The 20,384-nt window shown below is 73.4% G+C and carries 12 protein-coding genes; 7 read left to right on the top strand and 5 right to left on the bottom strand.

Annotated features, from left to right (window positions below; all coding sequences use genetic code 11):
- Positions 1-7: 7 nt before the first annotated feature.
- The gene (locus AC1D1T_RS18415) at positions 8-652 is read left to right on the top strand and encodes a hypothetical protein (protein WP_477992277.1); all 645 of its coding nucleotides are present in this window, start codon (positions 8-10) and stop codon (positions 650-652) included.
- Between the two features lie 46 nt (positions 653-698).
- On the opposite strand, the gene AC1D1T_RS18410 is transcribed toward AC1D1T_RS18415, so the two are convergent.
- Positions 699-1,268, bottom strand: a complete 570-nt coding sequence (locus AC1D1T_RS18410) for a DUF1415 domain-containing protein (protein WP_477992275.1) — start codon at positions 1,266-1,268, stop codon at positions 699-701.
- Between the two features lie 139 nt (positions 1,269-1,407).
- On the opposite strand from AC1D1T_RS18410, the gene AC1D1T_RS18405 reads away from it, so the two are divergent.
- The gene (locus AC1D1T_RS18405) at positions 1,408-1,920 is read left to right on the top strand and encodes a YgjP-like metallopeptidase domain-containing protein (protein WP_465114442.1); all 513 of its coding nucleotides are present in this window, start codon (positions 1,408-1,410) and stop codon (positions 1,918-1,920) included.
- 38 nt (positions 1,921-1,958) lie between these two features.
- On the opposite strand, the gene AC1D1T_RS18400 is transcribed toward AC1D1T_RS18405, so the two are convergent.
- The 4 genes from AC1D1T_RS18400 to AC1D1T_RS18385 are packed head-to-tail and all read right to left on the bottom strand — an operon-like array spanning position 1,959 to position 7,334.
- Positions 1,959-4,481 (bottom strand): FtsX-like permease family protein, encoded by a 2,523-nt coding sequence (locus tag AC1D1T_RS18400; protein WP_477992276.1) that lies wholly within the window; start codon positions 4,479-4,481, stop codon positions 1,959-1,961.
- Between the two features lies 1 nt (position 4,482).
- Positions 4,483-5,148 carry an ABC transporter ATP-binding protein gene (locus AC1D1T_RS18395; RefSeq protein ID WP_477825385.1) on the bottom strand — a complete coding sequence of 222 codons (666 nt, stop codon included), beginning with the start codon at positions 5,146-5,148 and terminating at the stop codon, positions 4,483-4,485.
- Positions 5,145-6,083, bottom strand: coding sequence for a tRNA (adenosine(37)-N6)-dimethylallyltransferase MiaA (miaA, locus tag AC1D1T_RS18390; RefSeq protein ID WP_477825384.1), 939 nt, complete (start codon positions 6,081-6,083; stop codon positions 5,145-5,147). Before miaA ends, AC1D1T_RS18395 begins: the two co-directional genes overlap by 4 nt.
- 24 nt (positions 6,084-6,107) lie before the next feature.
- Positions 6,108-7,334, bottom strand: coding sequence for a multidrug effflux MFS transporter (locus AC1D1T_RS18385; protein ID WP_465114439.1), 1,227 nt, complete (start codon positions 7,332-7,334; stop codon positions 6,108-6,110).
- Between the two features lie 139 nt (positions 7,335-7,473).
- Between AC1D1T_RS18385 and AC1D1T_RS18380 the strand changes: the two genes are divergently transcribed.
- From AC1D1T_RS18380 to AC1D1T_RS18360, 5 genes are all read left to right on the top strand, one after another.
- Positions 7,474-7,869: a PA2779 family protein gene (locus AC1D1T_RS18380; RefSeq protein ID WP_477825383.1), complete on the top strand. Its 396-nt coding sequence runs from the start codon at positions 7,474-7,476 to the stop codon at positions 7,867-7,869.
- Positions 7,870-7,873: 4 nt separating this feature from the next.
- On the top strand, positions 7,874-8,806 hold the full coding sequence (locus AC1D1T_RS18375; RefSeq protein WP_477843217.1) for a PA2778 family cysteine peptidase: 933 nt from the start codon (positions 7,874-7,876) through the stop codon (positions 8,804-8,806).
- 173 nt (positions 8,807-8,979) lie between these two features.
- Positions 8,980-9,750, top strand: a complete 771-nt coding sequence (locus AC1D1T_RS18370; protein WP_477825381.1) for a thioesterase II family protein — start codon at positions 8,980-8,982, stop codon at positions 9,748-9,750.
- A 12-nt stretch (positions 9,751-9,762) separates the two neighbouring features.
- Entirely contained in the window at positions 9,763-15,012 is a 5,250-nt protein-coding gene (locus AC1D1T_RS18365) for a type I polyketide synthase (RefSeq protein WP_477992274.1), read from the top strand.
- 2 nt (positions 15,013-15,014) lie between these two features.
- Positions 15,015-20,384, top strand: a 5,370-nt coding sequence (locus AC1D1T_RS18360; RefSeq protein ID WP_477992273.1) for a beta-ketoacyl synthase N-terminal-like domain-containing protein, incomplete at its 3' end; no start/stop codon positions are given.

Raw genomic sequence — 20,384 nt, 5'->3', positions numbered from 1 at the left:
CCATTGGATTGCCTTGGGATGCCTCGCCGGTGCCGCAACGCTCATCGCTTGCGCAAGCAGCCCTTCCCCCCAGAAGCCGATGACCTTCTTCGTCACCAGCGCGAATCCCGGAAAAGGCGCCGACCTCGGCGGCCTGGCCGGTGCCGACAAGTACTGCAAGGCGCTCGCCACCGCCGTGGGTGCCGGTGACAGGGACTGGCGCGCCTACCTCAGCACCGACGCCTCGAGCGGCACTTCCCCGGTGAATGCGCGCGACCGCATCGGCAAGGGCCCGTGGAAGAACGCACGCGGTGTCGTGGTGGCCAACAGCGTTGACGAACTCCACGGCGCGAACGGCTTGACCAAGCAGACTGCCCTCACCGAGAAAGGCGAGGTGATCAACGGCCGCGGCGACACGCCCAACCTGCACGACATGCTGACCGGCTCGACACCCGAAGGCCGCGTCGCGACGGGCGACAAGAACCTCACCTGCGGCAACTGGACGCAAAGCGGCGAAGGTTCTGCGGTCGTCGGCCACCACGACCGCACGGGTCTCGACGAGCAGCCGCCTGCCAAATCGTGGAACTCGTCGCACCCCTCGCGCGGCTGCAGCCCGGATGCGCTGAAGGCGACCGGTGGCGCCGGGCTCTTCTACTGCTTCGCAGCCAGCTGATCCCGAACGCCGCCACGGCCAAGCGCCTGCGAGCGGCGCGCGAAGCTCAAGAGCCCTTCGCGTCCCGCTTGCATGCCTGCTGCAGCGCTAGCCACCCGGCAGCGCCCAGCGTTTCCATCGTCCGCATGTTGGTCTCGTAGATGCTGTCGGGGTCCGGGAAGCTGTCGACCGCTTTCGTGATGCTGTCCTCACGCAGCAGGTGCAGCGTGGGCCAGGGCGAGCGGTTGGTGGCGTTCGTGATGTCGTCGGGCTCGGTCCCGCCGAACTGGAACTCGGGATGGAAAGCGGCTACCTGCAGCACGCCCTCGAGTCCCATCTCGCCGACCACATCCTCGGCTGCGCCAAGAAAGTCGTTGAAGTCGGCGAAATCGTTCAGCACGCGGGGATGGATTACCAGCGTGGTCTCGATCTCCGTTGCCGGCGTGTCGACCAGGCGCTGCATCTCTTCGCACAGCGTGGCCATCAGGCTCTCTTCATCGGACGCGTCGCTGACGACGTAGCGGATCAGCTCCTTCACCTGCGCCGCCTTCGCGAACGGGCACAGGTTGAGCCCGATGACTGCCCGGTTGACCCAGGCGCGGGTTTCGGCCGCCACGGCCTCAGCATCGATGTCCATCGGCGGATTGTCGCCGGTGCATCGGGTGATGCGAGCGACGGCACCGAGCATCGAGCGCATCGCTGGCACACTGCGCCCCTGACCCCATGACGCCCGTGAACCCTCGGCCCACCGCCGAAAGCATGCCGAACGCCCCCCGATGACCGCGCCGCCGCTGAAATACCTGACCGGCTACGCCGAGCCGCTGCAAGCCCAGGTGCGCGACCTGCTGGACGCCGGCACGCTGGGCGAGCGCCTGTCGTCGCGCTACGCCGATCTGCACGACATCCGCACCGACGGCGCGCTGTACGACTACACGATGGCGCTGAAGAACCGCTTCATGCGCAGTTCACCGCCGCTCAGCAAGGTCGCCTTCGACAACAAGCTGCAGGTCGTCGAGCACGCGCTCGGCCTGCATGTGATGACCTCGCGCGTCCAGGGCAGCCAGCTGAAGGCCAAGCGCGAGATCCGCATCGCCGGTGTGTTCCGGACGGCGCCTGCCGATTTCCTGAAGATGATCGTCGTGCACGAACTCGCGCACCTGAAGGAGCGGGCGCACGACAAGGCGTTCTACCAGCTGTGCGAACACATGGCGCCCGACTACCACCAGCTCGAGTTCGACCTGCGCGTCTACCTCACCTGGCGCGACGCGCAGGCGGCCCGGCCCGCCTGAGCCCGTCCCGTTCCCGTCCCGTTCGAGCTGCGCGGCCGTCACCAGTCCTCCTTGACCGCCAGCGCCATCTGCCGCCCCGCCGCGCTGCGCGCCGACAGCCACGCGGTGACGGTCCCCGCCGCGACCACCGCCAGGCACAGCGCTGCGAGCCGCCCCCAGGGCAGCAGCAGGTCCATCGTCCAATGGAAGCTCTGCGGATTGACGACCTTCACCAGCACGACGCTGACGGCCAGCCCCAGCAGCAGGCCGAGCAGCGCGCCGGCGGCCGTCCAGACGGCACCTTCGATCGACACCACCACCAGCACCTGCCGCCGCGTCAGCCCCAGGTGGGCCAGCAAGCCGAATTCCTTGCGCCGGGCCAGCACCTGCGCCGAAAAGCTGGCGGCGATGCCGAACAGCCCGATCGCGATCGCCACCGCCTGCAGCCAGTAGGTGACCGCAAAGCTGCGGTCGAAGATGCGCAGCGAGACCGCCCGGATCTCGCCGGGTGATGCGAACTCCAGCAGGCTGCCGTCCAGCCCGCTGGCTGCTGCTGCCGCCCGCAGCGCCGTCTGCACGCTGCCGAGGTCGGTGCCCGCGGCCAACCACAAGGCCATGTCGTTGACCTTCGTGTCGCCGGTCAGCTGCTGGTAGTCGGCCGCATGCAGCGTGACGGCGCCGTGCTGGCGCGCGTAGTCGCGCCAGACGCCGCGCACGAAGAGCGTCACGCGGCGGCCGTCCGGCAGCGGCATCGCCAGCCGCGTGCCCGGTGCCGCCCCGTACAGGCTCACCATCGCCTCGCTGACGTAGGCCGCACGCTCGCCGGCCGGCAGCGGCAACAGTTCGCCGACCAGCGGCAGCTCCTTCTCCGGCTGCGACAACGGCCGCGCGATCAGCACGACGCCCGGCCGCTGCGGATCCAGCTGCACCACCGACACCCGCTGCGATTCGACGCGCAGCACGCCGCCGACCGCCGCAGCGCGCTGCAGCAGTTGCGGCGGTAAGGTCACCACGTCGTTGCCGCCGGGGCCGGCCGCGGCGCGCAGGTAGAGGTCGGCCGGCAGCACGGTGTCCAGCCATTGGGTGACGGCATCGCGGAAGCTCGCGACCATCACCGTCAGCGCGACCGCCAGGCTGAGGCTCGCGACGACACCCGCCACCGCGATCGTCGCGGTGTTGCGCTGGTGGCGGGCGCGCTCGATGGCCAGCAGCGCGAGCGGCCGCGTCGACGGTTTCAGCAGCGACAGCAGCGCCGCGACACCCACCGGCACGCAGGCGATGCCGCCCAGCAGCAGGCAGGCGACCGAGAGGTACGCGGCGAGCGGGATCTCGGCGATCGGCGGCAGCAGCGCGAGCACGACCCCGGCCGCCAGCAAGGCCGGGCCGGGCCAGCGTGCCGTGCGGCCTTGCTGCGTGCCCAGCCCCTTCAACGCCTGCGCGGGCGCCAGTTGCTGCGCCGCCCGCGCCGGAATCCACCCGCCGACCAGCGCGGCCAGCACGCCGAGCCCGCCATACGCGAGCGCTGCCAGCGCGCTGAACTGCAGGTGGGGAGCCACGCCCGGAAAGTACCCGCCGCCCAGGTCGCCCGCCAGCAGCCGCAAGGCCAGCGCCGCGAGCGCGGTGCCGAGCGCGAGCCCCAGCACGCTGCCGACGGCCCCCAGCAGTGCCGACTCCGCCAGCACCAGCTGCAAGCGCTCACGCCCGGCCAGGCCCAGCACGCCAAGAAGAGCGAGCTGCGGCTGGCGCTTCGCGACCGACAGCGACAGGATCGAGAACACCAGGAACGCCCCGGTGAACAGCGCCACCAGCGCGAGCACCGTCAGGTTCACCCGGTAGGCGCGCGACACGYTCGACACCCGCTGCGCCGCTTCGTCCGGCGACGCCGCACGCACGCCGTCGGGCAGCGCCAGCGCCTGCAGCACGGCACCGCGGTCGGCACCCGGTGCGAGCCGCACGTCGATGCGGCTGAGCCGCCCGAGCCAGCCGAACGTCGCCTGCGCGCCGGCGATGTCCATCACCGCGAGCGCCGGGCCGTTGGCCGCGATGCTGCCGCGCACCTGCAGCTCGACGCTGCCGGCGCTCGTCTGCAAGCGCACGCGGCGCGGGTTCCCCAGTTGCTGCTGCGCCTGCGCATTCAGGAAGATCGAATCGGCCGCCAGCACCGCGAAGCGATCGGCATCGGTGTCAAGCTCGGCATTCGGCCGCGGCATCAGCGCCGGCGACAGCCGCGCCGCCACCAGCGCATCGATGCCGACCACATGCACCGGCACGCGCTGCCCTTGCGCATCGAACGCATAGGTGTCGAGTTCGACGATCGGGCTTGCGATTGCCACCTGGGCCAGCGTCGCCACGCGCCCGTAGAGCCCTTCGTCGAAACCGCCGCGCTGGCCKCGCAGCTCGAAATCCGGTTCGCCGTTGACGGCCCGCACCGCCGAGCTGAACTCGCCAAGCGCCGACTGGTTGATCAGCTGCACCGAGAACGCGAGCGCGACGCCCAGCATCACCGCGAGCAGCGCGGCCAGGTTGCGCCACGGGTGGTGCCGCAGCTCCGGCCAGGACAGGTGGCGCAGCAGCGACAGCACGTCAGCCACTCATCCCGGTCGGCGTCAGCGTCAGCACGCGGTCGGCCCGCGCCGCCGCTGCGCGCGAGTGCGTCACCAGCACGCAGGCGGCGCCCTGTTCGCGCACCTGCGACGACAGCAGGTCCATCACCCGCTCGGCGGTGGCCGGGTCGAGGTTGCCGGTCGGCTCGTCGGCCAGGATCAGCTGCGGCCGGTGCACCAGCGCGCGGGCGATCGCGACGCGCTGCAACTGCCCGCCGGACAGCGTCTGCGGCAGCCGCGCGCCGAGCCCGTCGAGGCCGACGGCTCTCAGCAGCTCGGCCACGCGGGCGTCGTCCGGCCGGTGCTGCAGCAGCAGCGGCAACCCGACGTTGTGTGCCACCGTGAGGTGCGGCAGCACATGGAAGGCCTGGAACACGAAGCCGAGGTGGGCGCGGCGGAACAGCGCCTGCTGCGTGTCGTCGAGCGCGGTGATCTCGGTGCCGGCGATGTGCACCGAGCCGGCGTCCACCGTGTCGAGGCCGGCCAGGCAGTTCAGGAAGCTCGATTTGCCGACGCCCGATTCGCCGAGCACCGCGACGAACTCGCCGGCTTGCAGCGCGAGGTCGACGCCGGCGAAGACCGGTGTGTCGCCATAGCGCTTCGCGAGCCCGTGAACCTCGAGCAACGGGCTCACCGCCGCACTCATGCGGCCAGTCGCAGCGCGCACTCGACCGCACGCTCCAGTGCATCCGGCGCGTCGCAGGCGATCACCTGCCGCTGCGGCATGCCGCGCAGCCAGGTGATCTGCCGCTTCGCGAGCTGCCGCGTCGCCGCGATGCCGCGCTCCGGCAGTTCGCTCAGGTCGTCCTCGACCAGCGCCTCCCAGGCCTGCCGGTAGCCGACGCAGCGCATCGACGGCATGTCGGCATCGAGGTCGCCGCGCGCCTCGAGCGTGCGCACCTCGTCGACCAGTCCGTCTTCGAGCATCTGGTGGAAGCGGGCTTCGATGCGCTGGTGCAGCCAGGCGCGGTCGGTGGGCTCCAGCGAGATCAGCGGCGGCAGGTCGCGCGCCGGCTTCTCGCTGTGGAACGACGAGATCGGCTGGCCGCTGACGCGGTAGACCTCCAGCGCGCGCTGGATGCGCTGCTGGTCGCCCGGCTTCAGCCGCTTGGCGGTGACCGGGTCGACGCGCTGCAGCTCGCGGTACAGCGCATGCAGGCCCTCGCGCTCGCACTGCGCGTCGAGCGCGGCGCGCACCGTGCGGTCGGCGGCGGGCATCGCGTCCAGGCCCTCGAACAGCGCCTTGAAGTACAGCATCGTGCCGCCCACCAGCAGCGGCAGGCGGCCGCGCACATGGATCTCGGCGATCAGCCGTTCGGCGTCGCCGACGAAGCGCGCGGCCGAGTACGCCTCGCTCGGCTCGATGATGTCGATCAGGTGGTGCGGCACCACCGCGCGCTCGGCGGCGCTCGGCTTCGCGGTGCCGATGTCCATGCCGCGGTAGACCAGCGCCGAGTCGACGCTGACGATCTCGACCGGCGTGCCGCGTGCGGCCAGCGCCTGCGCGATCGCGAGCGAGGCGGCGGTCTTGCCGGAGGCGGTGGGGCCGGCGAGGCAGAGGTAGTTCAGGGAAGCTGTCATCGGGAAAGGGTCGTCTTGAATTGTTCAGGCGGCCTGCGTGGTAGTGGCGGTGGGGGTGGCGGCAGGCCGCGGCGGCTCGCCATGCCGCTGCACCAGCGTCCAGGCGACGGTGGCCACGCCGATGCTGCACAGGCCGATGCCGAGCGTCAGCGGGTAGACCGTGCCGTCCAGGTGCTTGCCGAGCCACAGGCCGACGGCGAGCGCGCTGAGCGTCATGCCGAAGCCCGACAGCGAGGCGGCAGTGCCGGCCTTCTCGGGGAACGGGCCGACTGCGCCGGCCTGCCCGCAGGGTTGGTGGATGCCGTGGCCGATCGCGTACAGCCACTGCGGCAGCACGATCGCCCACACCTCGTGCACGCCGGCCAGGCTGAGCGCGGCCATCGAGAGGCCGCCGCCGAGCGTGAAGCCCCCGCCCACCGCCACCGTGCGCCGCAGGCCGTGCGAGCCCAGCAGGCGCCGGCACAGCAGCGTGCCCAGCGTGTACGCCAGCGAGTTGCTGAGCATGATCACGCCGTAGCCGACGCGCGAGGTGCCCAGCACCTCGATGAACACGAACGACGAGCCGGCCAGCAGGAAGAACAGCCCGCCGTAGGTGAACGCCGACAGCGCGGCCCAGGCCTGGAAGGTGGGATGGCGCACGACGCTGCCCCAGTTGCGCAGCAGCGGGCCGAGCCGCGTCGCGCCGGCATTGCGCGCCGGCACCGTCTCCTCGAAGCGCCAGGCGATGAAGGCGAGGGTCAGCGCACCGAACACCGCCGGCGCCATCAGCGCCGCATGCCAGCCCAGGTGCTGCGCGAGCAGGCCGCCGATCACCGGGCTGGCCATCGCGATCACGCCCAGGCCGGTCAGCGCGCGCGACATCACGCGTGCGCCTTCGTGCGGCGCATACAGGTCGCGGATGATCGAGCGGCCGCAGGTCACCGCCGCCGCCATCGCCGCGCCTTGCAGCGCGCGCCACCACACCAGCCAGCCGATCGACGGCGCGAGCGCGCTCAGCACGCTGGCCACCGTGTACAGCGCGAGGCCTGCCAGCAGCACCGGCCGGCGGCCGAAGCGGTCGGCCAGCGGCCCGCACACCAGCTGGCCGACGCCGAAGCAGATGATCAGCGCCGACAGCGTCAGCTGCGCCGCCGACACCGGCGCCTCGAGCGCGCGGGTCAGCATCGGCAAGGCCGGCAGGTACAGGTCGGTCGTGACCGGCTGGATCCCGAGCAGCAGGATCAGCGAGAGCACCACGACGGCGGGGCTCATCGAATGGCGGGGAGAGGTCACGGCGGGCGGAGGAGGGGATGGGCGCGGCGCGACACGCACCGACGCAGACCCGGAGCCTATCAGGCTCGCGCGCCGGGGGCCGGCTTGCTACGATGGCCTTCCCCTGCCGGAGATCCGCATGCGCCCCGCCACCCGCCTCCTGTCCCTATTGCTGTCCGCCAGCCTGGCCCTCGCCGGCCTGCCGGCGCATGCGGTGACGATCAGCGCCGAGCAGGTCGCCGAGAGCGAGGGCGTCACCAGCGGCGCCGTGCAGCGCGAGCGCCTGCTGGCGGCGCTGGAGCGCGAGGACGTGGCCCGCGTGCTGGCAGAACGCGGTGTCGACCTCGAGCAGGCCCGCCTGCGCGTCGCCGCGCTGAGCGATGCCGAGGCCGCGCGGCTGGGCGCCGAGATCGACCGCGCGCCCGCGGGTGCCAACGACGTCGTCGGCTCGCTGATCTTCGTGCTGGTGCTGCTGCTGATCACCGACATCCTCGGCTACACGAAGGTGTTTCCGTTCACGCGGCCGATCCGTTGACGCGATGCGCGCCGCGCTGCTGGCGCTGAGCGTCGTCCTCACCGGCTGCGCGGTGCAGACCGCTGCGCTGCGCGCGCACCCGCCGGCCGGGCTGCCGCCGGTGGTCGAGCTGCACGCCACGCCGTTCTCCCCGCAGACCGACCACCGGTGCGGCCCGGCGGCGCTGGCCACCGCGCTCGGCGCGGCCGGCATCGCAGCCGACCCGGCGGCGCTCGCCGACGAGGTGTTCGTGCCTGCACGCGCCGGCAGCCTGCAGACCGAGATGCTGGCCGGTGCCCGCCGCCACGGCGCGGTCGCGACGCGCATTCCCGGCGAGCTCGACGCGCTGCTGCGCGAGCTGGCGGCCGGCCATCCGGTCGTCGTGCTGCAGAACCTGGGGCTGTCGTTCGTGCCGCTGTGGCACTACGCGGTCGTCGTCGGGCACGACCTGCCGCGCGGCGAGCTGCTGCTGCGCTCCGGCCGCACCGAGCGCGAGCGGCTGCCGCTGTCGACCTTCGAGCACACCTGGGGCCGCTCCGGCTTCTGGGCCTTCGTCGCGTTGCCGCCGGGCGAGTGGCCGGCCACCGCGCACGCAGAAGCTGCCATCGAGGCCGCCGTCGGTTTCGAGCGCAGCGCGCCACCGGCCGTCGCGGCCCGCGTGTATGCGTCGGCGCTGCAGCGCTGGCCCGGCACGCTGAGCCTGCAGATCGGCTGGGGCAACAGCCTGCGCGCGAGCGGCGAGGTGGAGCGGGCGGCCGATGTGTTCCGCGCCGCGGCCGAACAGCACCGCAGCGCGGCGGCCTTCATCAATCTGTCTGACACGCTGATGGCGCTCGGCCGTCGCGACGAGGCGGAGCAGGCCGCGCGGGCCGCGCTCGCGCTGCACGACCGCTGGCAGGCGCAGGCGCAGCAGGCGCTCGACGAGGCCTTGCAAAAGCCGACGAAAACCGCCCGCTGACCCACGCATTCCAGGGGGCGCAGTTTCACTCAGATGGGGGGTCRTCCCGAGGGTGTCGCGACGCCCTTTGACTTTACATTGCTTCACTGGAAAGACACGGAGGATCACAGGCCGCACTTGGGCGGGCTCGACTCCCTTGTCGACGGCGTCGTGCGATGAGCCCAAATCCCTGGTTGCAACGGTTCACTCCCCGCCCCGCGGCGCGAGCCCGGCTGTTCTGCTTTCACCATGCCGGTGTCGGCGCCGCGGTGTATCGCCCGTGGCTCGCCGGCCTGCCGGCCGAGCTGGAGCTGGTCGCGGTGCAACTGCCCGGCCGCGCGAACCGGCTCGACGAGCCGCCGATCGACCGCATGCCGGCCTTGATCGATGCGTTGCTGCCGGCGCTGCGCCCCGAACTCGACGACAAGCCGTTCGCGTTCTTCGGCCACAGCATGGGCGCCGTGCTGGCGGCCGAGGTGGCGCGTGCGCTGCAAGCGGCCGGCGCGCCGGTGCCTTCGCAGCTGATCGTGTCGGGCCGCCGGCCGCCGCACTGGCCGGCCGCCGATGCGCCGCTGCACCGCCTGCCCGACGAGGCCTTCATTGCCGAGATCCAGCGCCGCTACGGCGGCATTCCGGCCGAGGTGCTGCAGCATGCCGACGTGATGGCGCTGCTGCTGCCCAGCCTGCGCGCCGACATCGCCGCGCTCGAGACGCACCAGCCGCCGGCCGGCCGCGCACCGCTCGCGTGCGCGCTGTCGGTGTTCGGCGGCAGCGACGACCCGCTGACGCCACGCGCTCACCTCGAAGGCTGGCGCGGCGAGACGCGCGGCCCGTTCCGCGTGCGGGTGTTCCCCGGCGATCACTTCTACCTCACCGGCCGGCGCGACGCGCTGCTGGCCGACCTGTCGGTGACGCTGGCACCGCTGCTGGCGCTGCCGTTGGCGAAATCCCCCAGCTTCGCCTGACGAGAGGCTTCCATGCGCAGCACCGACAACGACACGCCAGCCCACGCTGCCGCCGCCGTTGTTGCTGATGTCGCCGTCGTCGGGATGGGCTGCCGCTTCCCCGGCGGTGTCAGCGACCCGCAGAGCTTCTGGCAGCTGCTGAGCGAAGGCCGCGACGCAATCGCCGAGATCCCCGCGAGCCGCATCGACCTCGGCCACTACCACGACCCGCGGCCGGCGACACCGGGCCGCATCATGACGCGCTGGGGCGGTTTCCTGGACGGCATCGAAGACTTCGACGCCGAGTTCTTCGGCATCTCGCCGCGCGAGGCCGAGCGGCTCGATCCGCAGCAGCGCCTGCTGCTCGWGACCGCGTGGGAGGCGCTCGAAGACGCGGGCCAGGACGTGTCGCGCATCGATACCGACCGGGCCGGCGTCTACGTCGGCCAGTGGCTCGGCGATTTCGAGGCCCGGCTGTTCAGCGATCCCGAGGCGGTTGACTTCTACATGACCACCGGCAGCGGGCGCTATGCATCGTCGGGCCGGCTGTCGTACGCGCTCGGCCTGCGCGGCCCGAGCCTGACGCTGGACACCGCGTGCTCGTCGTCGCTGGCGGCCATCCACCTCGCGGCGCGCGCGGTGCGGCACGGCGAATGCACGCTCGCGATCGCCGGCGGCGTCAACATCATCCTGCAGCCGCACATCAGCATCGCGTACTCGCAGAGCCGCATGATGGCGCCCGACGGCCGCTGCAAGTTCGGCGATGCGCGCGGCGACGGCTACGTGCGCAGCGAAGGTGCCGGCCTGGTCGTGCTGAAGACGCTGGCGCAGGCGCAGGCCGATGGCGACCGCATCTACGCGCTGATCCGCGGCAGCGCGGTCAACAACGATGGCCGCAGCAGCGGCTCAATGGGYACGCCCAGCCGCAGCGGGCAGCAGGCCTTGCTGCGCAGCGCGTACCGCGATGCCGGGCGCCCGGCCGCCGAGGTCGGCTATGTCGAGGCGCACGGCACCGGCACGCGGGCGGGCGACCCGGTCGAGCTGGGCGCGTTGTCCGATGTGCTCGGCGAGGGCCGCGCGGCGGGCGGGCGGGCCGCGGTCGGTTCGGTGAAGACCAACTTCGGCCACACCGAGGGCGCAGCCGGCGTGGCCGGTTTCATCAAGGCGGCGCTCGCGCTGCAGCACCGGCAGATCCCGGCGAGCCTGCACTGCCGCGAGCCGAACCCGGCKATTCCGTGGGCGCAGATGCCGGTGGAGGTCGCGCGCGAGGCGCGGCCGTGGCCGGCGCAGGCGCCGCTGGCCGGCATCAGCGCGTTCGGCATCGCAGGCACCAATGCGCACGTCGTGCTCGAGGGGGCGCCGCAGGCCGAGACGGTGAGCGCCGACGGCACCGTGCCCTTGCTTGTTCTCTCGGCACGCAGCGATGCAGCCTTGCGCGCACTGGCGCTGCGCTACGCCGCGTTGCTGACCGCCGGCGCGCCGCTGGCCGATGTCTGCTGGAACGCCGCGACGCGTCGCACCGCGCTGGCGCAGCGCGCGGCCTTCGTTGCCGACGATGCGCTGGCGATGGCGGCCGCGCTGAAGCGGTATGCCGATGGCGAGGCGGCGGCGGCCGAGGGTGCCGCGCCGTCCGAGCGACCGAAGATCGCGTTCATCTGCCCTGGCCAGGGCGCGCAATGGACCGGCATGGCGCGCGAGCTGATGGCGCGCGAACCCGTCTTCCGCGCAGCGCTCGATGCGTGCGACGAAGCCGCCCGGCCGTTCGCCGACTGGTCGATCGCCGAACAGCTCGCCGCCGAGCCCGGCAGCCCCGCATACCGCCTCGACCAGATCGACGTGATCCAGCCGGTGCTGGTCGCGCTGGCGTGGGCCTATGCCGCGCTGTGGCGCGCGCACGGCATCGAACCCGATGCGGTGGTCGGCCACAGCATGGGCGAGGTCGCCGCAGCCACGGTGGCCGGCGCGCTGAGCCTGCCGCAGGCGATGCGCATCATCTGCCGCCGCAGCGCGCTGATGCGCCGCACGAGCGGGCAGGGCGCGATGGCGCTGGTCGAGCTGGGCATGGCCGAGGCGCAGGCTCGCATCGCCGGGCAGGAAGCCCAGGTCGCGGTGGCCGTCAGCAACAGCCCGCGCTCCAGCGTGATCTCCGGCGACCCGGCCGTCGTGCAGGCGCTGATGGCCCAGCTGGAATCCGAAGGCGTGTTCTGTCGCCTGGTCAAGGTCGACGTGGCCTCGCACAGCCCGCAGATGCAGCCGCTGGCGGCCGAGCTCGCCGCGGAGCTGCACGACCTGCAACCCCAGGCCACGCGCGCGGCGCTGTACTCGACGGTGCTTGCGCGCCGTGCCGAAGGCGCCGAGCTGACCGGCCGCTACTGGGCCGACAACCTGCGCCAGCCGGTGCGCTTCGGCGCGACGGTGCAGCAGCTGCTGGCCGATGGCGTCACGGTGTTCGTCGAGCTCGGGCCGCATCCGGTGCTGCTGCCGTCGGTGCAGCAGACGGCGCAGGCCGGCGGGCACGAGGTCACGGCGATCGCCTGCGCGCGCCGCGACGAGCCCGAGCTGCCTGCCTTGCGCGCCGCACTCGGTGCGCTGCACTGCGCCGGCGTCGCGCTCGATTGGGCGCGCGTGCTGCCGCGCGGCAGCACGCTGACGCTGCCGACCTACCCGTGGCAGCGCGAACGCCACTGGATCGCCGCGGCCGACATCGCCCCGGCCGGCGGGCAGGGCCATGGCCCGGTGGTCGACAGCCGGCATCCGGTGCTCGGCGCCGGCATCGCGCTGGCCGGCACGCCGGCGGGTGCGCTGTGGAATGTCTCGATCGACCCGGGCCGCGTGCCGGCCTGGTTCGCGCACGCGCTGCATGGCAGCGCGGTGCTGCCGGCGTCGGCGTGGCTGGAGCTGTCGCTGGCCGCAGTGCAGACACTGGCGCCGGGTGCCGGCGTGCACGGCCTGCGCTTCGATCGCGCGCTGCACCTGCAGCCCGACGTCGCGAGCGCGCTGCAGCTGCAGGCCGTGGCCGGCGCGGACGGCACGCTGGGCTTGAGCTTCCAGACCCGCGACGACAGCGCATGGACGCTGCATGCGCAGGCGTACGTCGCGCCGCTGGCTGCGATCACCCACGACGCCACCGCGCCGGCGCGGCTGCGCACGCAACCGGCAGTCAGCGGGGCAGGTTTCTACGCACGCCTCGACGCCGCCGGCGCGAAATTCGGCGCTGCGCTGCACGGCATCGCGCAGGCCTGGTTCGCGCCCGCCGAAGCGCTGGCACAGCTCTCGCCGATGGGCGACGAGCGCTTCGGCATCCCGCCCGCCGCGCTCGACGCCTGCTTCCAGCTGATGGTGATGCTGGCCCCGCCCGGCGCGCTGTGGCTGCCGACGCGGCTCGACGGTGCGCGCCTGTTGCGGCCGCTGACCGGCCCTGGCTGGATCCATGCCCGCGCGACCGCGCCGCAAGGCGATGGCGAGCCGGTGCGTGTCGATGCGCTGCTGTTCGACGAGCAAGGCCCGGTGCTGCAGCTCGACGGCCTGGTGCTCGAACGCCTGGGCGCCGCAGCGCGTGCCGATGCGGCCGATGCGTTCTACGCGCTGGCTGACGCCGAGGCGGTGCTGACGCCGAAGCCGCAGGTCCGCGAATGGGCCGTGATCGGCGACCGCGGCGGCCTCGCGCAGGCGCTGCAGCAGCGCGGCGAGATGGTGCACCGGCTGGCCGATGCGGCGGCGCTGGCGGGCCTCGCGCCGTCGGCGCGCCTCGATGTCGTCGACCTGCGGCCGCTCGATGTGCAGACGGTCGGCGACGTGCCCGCGCTGTACGCCATCGTGCAGGACGCGCAGGCCGTGATCCGCCTGCGTGCCGGCATCGACGTGCGGCTGTGGCTCGTGAGCGCCGGTTCGCTGGCGCAGGCGCCGCTGTCGGGCCTGGCTGCGACGCTGGCCGCCGAGCACGGCGACCGCTTCGGCGGGCTGCTCGAACTCGACGGCGGGCTCGAGGCCGTGATCGACGCGGTGCAGGCCGATGCCGGTTCGTGCACGCTGCGCGGCGGCCGCTGGACGCGCCCGGTGCTGCGCCGCGCTGCGCCGCAGCCGACGCTGGCGCTGCCGTGGCGCCCCGATGCGAGTTGTCTGCTGACGGGCGGGCTCGGCGGTGTCGGCCGCCACGTGGCCGGCTGGCTGGTCGCGCAGGGCGTGCGCCACCTGGTGGTGCTGGGCCGCACGCCGCTGCCGGCGCGTGAGCAGTGGGCTGCATCGCCGACGCCGGCGGTGCAGGCGGTGCGCGAACTGGAAGCACAAGGCGCCCACATCGACTACGTGCCGGTCGATGTCGCCGACGAGGCCGCGCTGTCGGCCTTCCTGGCGCGCCACCGCGCCGAGGGCCGCCCGCCGATCCGCAGCGTGATCCACGCGGCCGGCATCACCGACGACACGCTGCTGCACGAGCTCGGCGCCGCGTCGCTCGCCGCGGTGCTGGCGCCGAAGCTGCAGGGCGCGTGGAACCTGCACCGCGCGCTGCCCGAGCTCGATCGCCTGGTGTTCTTCTCGTCGATGGCGGCCGTGATGCCGCAAGCCGGCCAAGCGAGCTATGCCGCGGCCAACGCCTTCCTCGACGCACTGGCGCGCCAGCGCCGCGCGCAGGGCCAGCACGCGCAGAGCATCGGTTGGGGCGTGTGGACGCAGACCGGCGTGATGCGCGGCGAGGGCGGCCGGCGCCAGCTCGACGAGCTGCAGCGCCAGGGCATCGGCGGCTTCGCGCCGTCGCAGGCGCTGGCCTTGCTCGGCGACGCGCTGCGCCAGGATGTGCCGCACCTGCTGGTGATGCCGGTCGACTGGCGCGCGATGCGCAAGAGCCTGGGCGCGCGCGAGGTGGCGTTGCTGAACGAGCTGCTCGCCGAGGCGGCGCTGCCGGTGGGCGATGCGCCGCTCGTCGAGAGCAGCGACCCGGCCGAGCGCCGCCGCGCGCTCGACCGTGCGGTGCGCGACGTCGTCGGCCGCGTGCTGAAGCTGACGCCGGCGAAGATCGACGCCCGCAAGCCGCTCGGCACGATGGGCCTGACCTCGCTGATGGCGCTGGAGCTGCGCAACCGGCTCGAGCCGCTGCACGGCAAGCCGCTGTCGGCGACGCTGGCGTGGAACTACCCGACGGTCGATGCGCTGGTGGCGTTCCTGGCGGGCGATCACGAGCTGGCCGCGGTGCCGCCTGCCGCACCCGAGGCCGCGGCTCCGGTGCTGGCCGCCGTCGCCGAACTCTCCGACGAAGACGCAGCCCGCCTGCTGCGCAAGAGGCGCTGACGATGAGCGACAAGCCTGTTCCGCCGCTGAACCAGCTCTCCGCCGTCAAGCTCGCGCTGATGGCCCAGCAGATGCGCGCGCAGAGCGAGGCGCTGATGCGCGCCGACCCGATCGCGATCGTCGGCATGGGTTGCCGCTTCCCCGGCGGTGCCGACAGCCCCGAGGCGTTCTGGCAGGTGCTCGTCGACGGCGTCGATGCGGTGCGCGAGGTGCCGGCCGACCGCTGGGACGCCGACGCCCTCTACGACCCCGATGCCTCCGCGCCCGGCAAGTCCGCCACCAAGTGGGGCGGCTTCATCGACCGCATCGACGGCTTCGACGCCGCGTACTTCGGCATCCTGCCGCGCGAGGCCGAGCGCATGGACCCGCAGCAGCGGCTGTTCCTTGAGGTCGCGATGGAGTCGCTCGACGACGCCGGCCTGACGCGCGATCGCCTGCGCGGCAGCCGCACCGGCGTCTTCATCGCGAGCTACCACAACGACTACCAGCTGCTCGAATACCGCGACCCCGAAGCGATCGACGCGCGCACGCTGACCGGCACCGTGCACAGCGTGCTGGCGAACCGCCTGTCGTTCCTGCTCGACCTGCGCGGCCCCAGCATCTCGATCGACACCGCCTGCTCGTCGTCGCTGGTCGCGATCCACCTCGCCTGCCAGAGCCTGCGCCACGGCGAGAGCGACACCGTGCTGGCCGGCGGCGTCTCGCTGATGGTGACGCCCGACCTGATGATCTCGCTCAGCAAGGTCGGCTTCATGGCGCCGGACGGCCGCTGCAAGACCTTCGACCAGAGCGCCGACGGGTTCGGCCGCGGCGAGGGCTGCGGCGTGATCGTGATGAAGCGCCTCGCCGATGCCATCGCCGACGGCGACCGCGTGCTCGCCGTGGTGCGCGGCTCGGCCGTCAACCAGGACGGCCATTCGACGCTGCTCGCCGCACCGAACGGCCTCGCGCAGCAGGCGCTGATCCGCGAGGCGCTCGCGTCGGCGCAGCTCGCGCCCGGCCGTATCGGCTTCATCGAGGCGCACGGCACCGGCACGCCGCTGGGCGACCCGATCGAGGTCGAGGCGCTGGCCGCCACCGTCGGCCGCGTGGAAGCGGGCGGCGGCACCTGCTGGCTCGGCGCCGCGAAGGCCAACCTCGGCCACATGGAGGCCGCGGCCGGTGTCGGCGGCGTCATCAAGACCGTGCTCGCGATGCGGCACGAACTGATCCCGCGCCAGCTGCACTTCACGCAATTGAACAAGCACCTGTCGCTCGACGGTACGCGGCTGCGGGTGGCCGCGCAGCCGGTGCCGTGGCCGGCCGGCGCGCAGACGCGCTGCGCCGGCACCAGCTCGTTCGGCGTCGGCGGCACCAATGCGCACGTGATCCTCGAAGAGGCGCCGCGCCTGCCGGCTGACGAACCGTCCGCCGACGGAGAACCGCGGCTGCTGCACCTGTCGGCGCAGAGCGAGCCGGCGCTGCGCGCGCTGGCGCAGGCCTGGAGCGATTTCCTGCCCGGCAGCGCCGCGAGCCTGGCCGACCTGTGCCACAGCGCCGGTGCGCGCCGCTCGGCGCTCGACCACCGGCTCGCGCTGGTCGGCCGCACGCGCGACGACTTCGCGGCGCGCCTGGGTGACTTCCTGCGCGACGAGGTCTCGCCCGCTGTCGCCTGTGGCCGCGTGCCGGGCGAAGGCGTGCCGCGGCTCGCGTTCGTGTTCAGCGGGCAGGGCCCGCAGTGGTTCGCGATGGGCCGCGAGCTGATCGCCGCGCAGGCGGTGTTCCGCGACGTGATCGATGCCTGCGATGCCTTGATGCAGCCGCTGACCGGCTGGTCGCTGCAGGCCGAACTGGCGAAGGACGAGGCGCAGTCCCGGCTCGCCGACACCGAGGTCGCGCAGCCGGCGCTGTTCGCGATCCAGGTCGCGCTGGCGGCGCTGTGGCGCAGCTGGGGCATCGTGCCCGACGGCGTGGTCGGCCACAGCGTCGGCGAGATCGCGGCCTTGCAGGTGGCCGGCGTGCTGAGCCTCGCCGATGCGGTGCGCGTGGTCTGCCAGCGCGGCCGCGTGATGCAGCAGGCCACCGGCACCGGCCGCATGGCGCAGGCGAGCCTGGCCGAAGACGAAGCCGTGCAGCTGCTGAAGCCCTATGGCGACCGCCTGGCGCTCGGCGCCGTCAACGGCCCGCGCAGCATCGTGCTGTCGGGCGAGCCGGCGGCGCTCGACGAACTGCTGGCGGCGCTGACGCGGCGCGGCATCTCGCACCGCATGCTGCCGGTGCAGTACGCCTTCCACAGCGCGCAGATGGCGCCGTTCCAGCAGACGCTGGCCGGGCTGCTGGCGGATGTGCCGTCGCAGGCGATGGCCGTGCCGGTCTACTCGACCGTGCTGGGCGGGCTCGCGACCGGGCAGCGTTTCGACGGCGCGTACTTCGGCCGCAACGTGCGCGAGCCGGTGCGCCTGCATGCGGCGATCACCGCGATGGCCGGCGACGGCTTCGGCAGCTTCCTCGAGATCGGCCCGCACCCGGTGCTGAGCGCGTCGATCGCCGAGAGCCTGGCGGCGGCGGGCGCATCGGGCGCGACGGGTCAGGTGCTCGCGTCCTTGCGCCGCGGCCGGCCGGAGCGCGAGTCGCTGCTGCAGGCCGCCGCCGCGCTGCATGTGCGCGGCCACACGCTCGACGCCGAGGCGGTGGCGGGCGAGGGCGGCGAGGTGGTCGACCTGCCGCGCTACCCGTGGCAGCGCAAGCGCTTCTGGCTGCGGCCGACGCCGGTTGCGGCAGCGCCGTCCTCGCGTCGCGGGGCGCATCCGCTGCTCGGCGCGAAGCTGTCGACGCCCGCGACCACGGCCACCGTGTTCGACGCGCAGTGGTCGGTGGGCGATGCCGGTGCGCTGCACGAGCACCGCATCGGCGGGCGGCTGTTGATGCCGGCGGCGGCGATGGTCGAGGCGTGCCGTGCGGCGGCCGGCGGCCGGGCGCTGTCGGCGTTCGCGGTCGAGCGGCCGCTGTACCTGCCGGAGAGCGGGCCGGCGCGCTGGCAGGCGATCGTGCGCGAGGGGGCGGTCGAGCTGCACCAGGCGCTGGATGACGAGACGTGGCAGCGCATCTGCACTGCGGCGGTGGGTGATGGGCCGTTGCCCGAGGCCCTGCAGACGGCGGGCGGTGCGGCCTATGTGTCGTCGGGCGAGATCTACGCCGGGTTCGAGGCGCTTGGCGTCGCATTCGGGCCGGCATTCCGCAACCTGCATGCGGTGCAGCGCGGCAGCGGCTGGGCGCGGGCCTCGCTGGTGCTGCCGGCCGAGGTCGAGGCGCAGGCAGCGGCGTTCGGGCTGCACCCGGCCTTGCTCGACGGCGCGCTGCAACTGTGCGCGGTGGCCGCGCAGGGCGTGCCGACAACGCTGTGGGCGCCGATGGGCATCGAGCAGGTCGAGTTGCTGCGCCCGGGCCTGGCGCGCGTGCAGGCGGTCGCGGTGCTGCGCGGCGAGGCGGGGGCGGACATCGACCTGAGCGACGAGCACGGTGCCCCGGTCGCCCGGCTGCGCGGCGTGCGCTTCGCGGCGACCGATGCGCGCACGCTGGCGGGGGGTGGGGCGGAGGACGGGGTGTATGAGGTGCGGTGGCAGCCTGCCTCCCCCGTTCAGCCTGAGGTGTCGAGGGCCCACGCCGCCGGCGACTGGCTGCTCCTCTCCGACGCCAGCGGCCTCGCCACCACGCTGCGCCAGGCGCTCGAATCCCGCGGCGCCCGCTGCACCGAAGTGCTCGCCGGCGAACGCTTCCAGCGCCTCGAATCGAACCGCTGGTCCGTCGACCCGGGCGATGCGGCGCAGATGCACTCGGTCGTCGCCGACTGGCGCTCGCACGGCACGCCGCGCGCGGTGGTCTCGCTGTGGAGCCTCGACACACCCCGCCTCGACGACGCCGCCGCCGAACTGCGCGCCAGCGGCTCGCTGCTTCATGTGCTGCAGGCGCTGGCCGCCGATGCCGAGGCGCCCACCGTCGCGCTGTGGCTCGTCACGCAGACCTCGCAGCCCGTGCGCCCGCACGAGGCGCCGGCGTCGTCGGCCGCGGCCGGTGCCTGGGCCTTCCTCGGCGTGCTCGCCGTCGAGCATCCCGAATTCCCGCTGCGCGCGATCGACACCGACGCGACCGACACGGGCGCGCTGCTGGCCGAGCTGCTGTCGCCCGCCCCGTTGCCGCGCGTCGCGCTGCGCGGTGGCACGCGCCACGAACCACGCCTCGTGCGCCGCGCCGCCGCCACACCGGCTTCGCCGCTGCAGCGCCTCGAGGTCGAACGCCCCGGCACCCTCGACGGCCTGGCGCTGCGCGCACTCGCCCCGCGCGCGCTGAAGCCGAACGAACTGCGCATCCAGGTGCACGCCGCCGGGCTGAACTTCCGCGACGTGCTGCTTGCGCTCGGCGTCTACCCCGGCAGCGGCATCCCGCTCGGCGCCGAATGCGCCGGCACCGTCAGCGAAGTCGGCACGGCCGTCGAGGGCTGGCGCGTCGGCGAGCGCGTGTTCGGCTTCGTGCACGACAGCATGGGCAGCGAGGCGGTCGCGCCGGCCGCCTTCGTCGCCCGCATTCCGCCGGGCCTGTCGAACGAGCAGGCGGCCGCGCTGCCGGTCGCCTTCCTGACAGCGCACCACGGCCTGTTCGGCATCGCCGGGCTGCGGCGCGGCCAGCGCGTGCTGATCCATGCCGGCGCCGGCGGCGTCGGCCTCGCCGCGGTGCAGCTCGCGCTGCGTGCCGGCGCCGAGGTCTACGCCACCGCCGGCTCACCCGAGAAGCGCGCCCACCTGCTCGCGATCGGCGTGCGCGCGGTGATGGATTCGCGCAGCACCTCGTTCGCCGCCGAGCTGATGCGCGCGACCGGCGGTGCCGGCGTCGACGTGCTGCTGAACTCATTGGCTGGCGATTTCATCCCGGCCGGGCTCGGCGTCGTCGCCCCGGGCGGCTGGTTCCTCGAACTCGGCAAGCGCGACATCTGGACCCCCGAGGCCGTCGCGCAGGCCTGCCCGGGCATCCACTACGAGGCCTACGACCTGGGGGATGCGGCCTACGCCGAGCCGCGCCTGCTGCGCCCGATGCTGGCCGAGCTGCAGGCCGGCCTGCAGGACGGCAGCCTGCAGCCGCTGCCGGTCACGGTGTTCGATGTCGCGCAGGCCGCCGACGCGTTCCGCCACATGGCCCAAGCGAAGCACATCGGCAAGATCGTGCTGCGGCTGCCGGTGGCCGCCTCGTTCGAGGTCCGCGCCGATGCCTGTTACCTCGTCACCGGCGGTCTCGGTGCGCTCGGCCTGCACACCGCGCGCTGGCTGCAGCGCTCGGGCGCGCGCCAGATCGCGCTGCTCGGCCGCCACGCGCCGTCGCCCGAGGCGGCGCAGGCGATCCAC

This window comes from Rhizobacter sp. P2_H3, from assembly GCF_056403355.1.
Note: the sequence above shows the minus strand (reverse complement) of the source record. Positions and strands in the feature narration are given on the sequence as shown.

Bases quoted from the DNA above. Each gene is read 5' to 3' on its own strand.
- AC1D1T_RS18395 (WP_477825385.1), bottom strand. From the start codon at position 5,148: ATGAGTGCGGCGGTGAGCCCGTTGCTCGAGGTTCACGGGCTCGCGAAG.
- miaA (WP_477825384.1), bottom strand. From the start codon at position 6,083: ATGACAGCTTCCCTGAACTACCTCTGCCTCGCCGGCCCCACCGCCTCC.
- AC1D1T_RS18385 (WP_465114439.1), bottom strand. From the start codon at position 7,334: ATGAGCCCCGCCGTCGTGGTGCTCTCGCTGATCCTGCTGCTCGGGATC.
- AC1D1T_RS18405 (WP_465114442.1), top strand. From the start codon at position 1,408: ATGACCGCGCCGCCGCTGAAATACCTGACCGGCTACGCCGAGCCGCTG.
- AC1D1T_RS18380 (WP_477825383.1), top strand. From the start codon at position 7,474: ATGCGCCCCGCCACCCGCCTCCTGTCCCTATTGCTGTCCGCCAGCCTG.
- AC1D1T_RS18410 (WP_477992275.1), bottom strand. From the start codon at position 1,268: ATGGACATCGATGCTGAGGCCGTGGCGGCCGAAACCCGCGCCTGGGTC.
- AC1D1T_RS18375 (WP_477843217.1), top strand. From the start codon at position 7,874: ATGCGCGCCGCGCTGCTGGCGCTGAGCGTCGTCCTCACCGGCTGCGCG.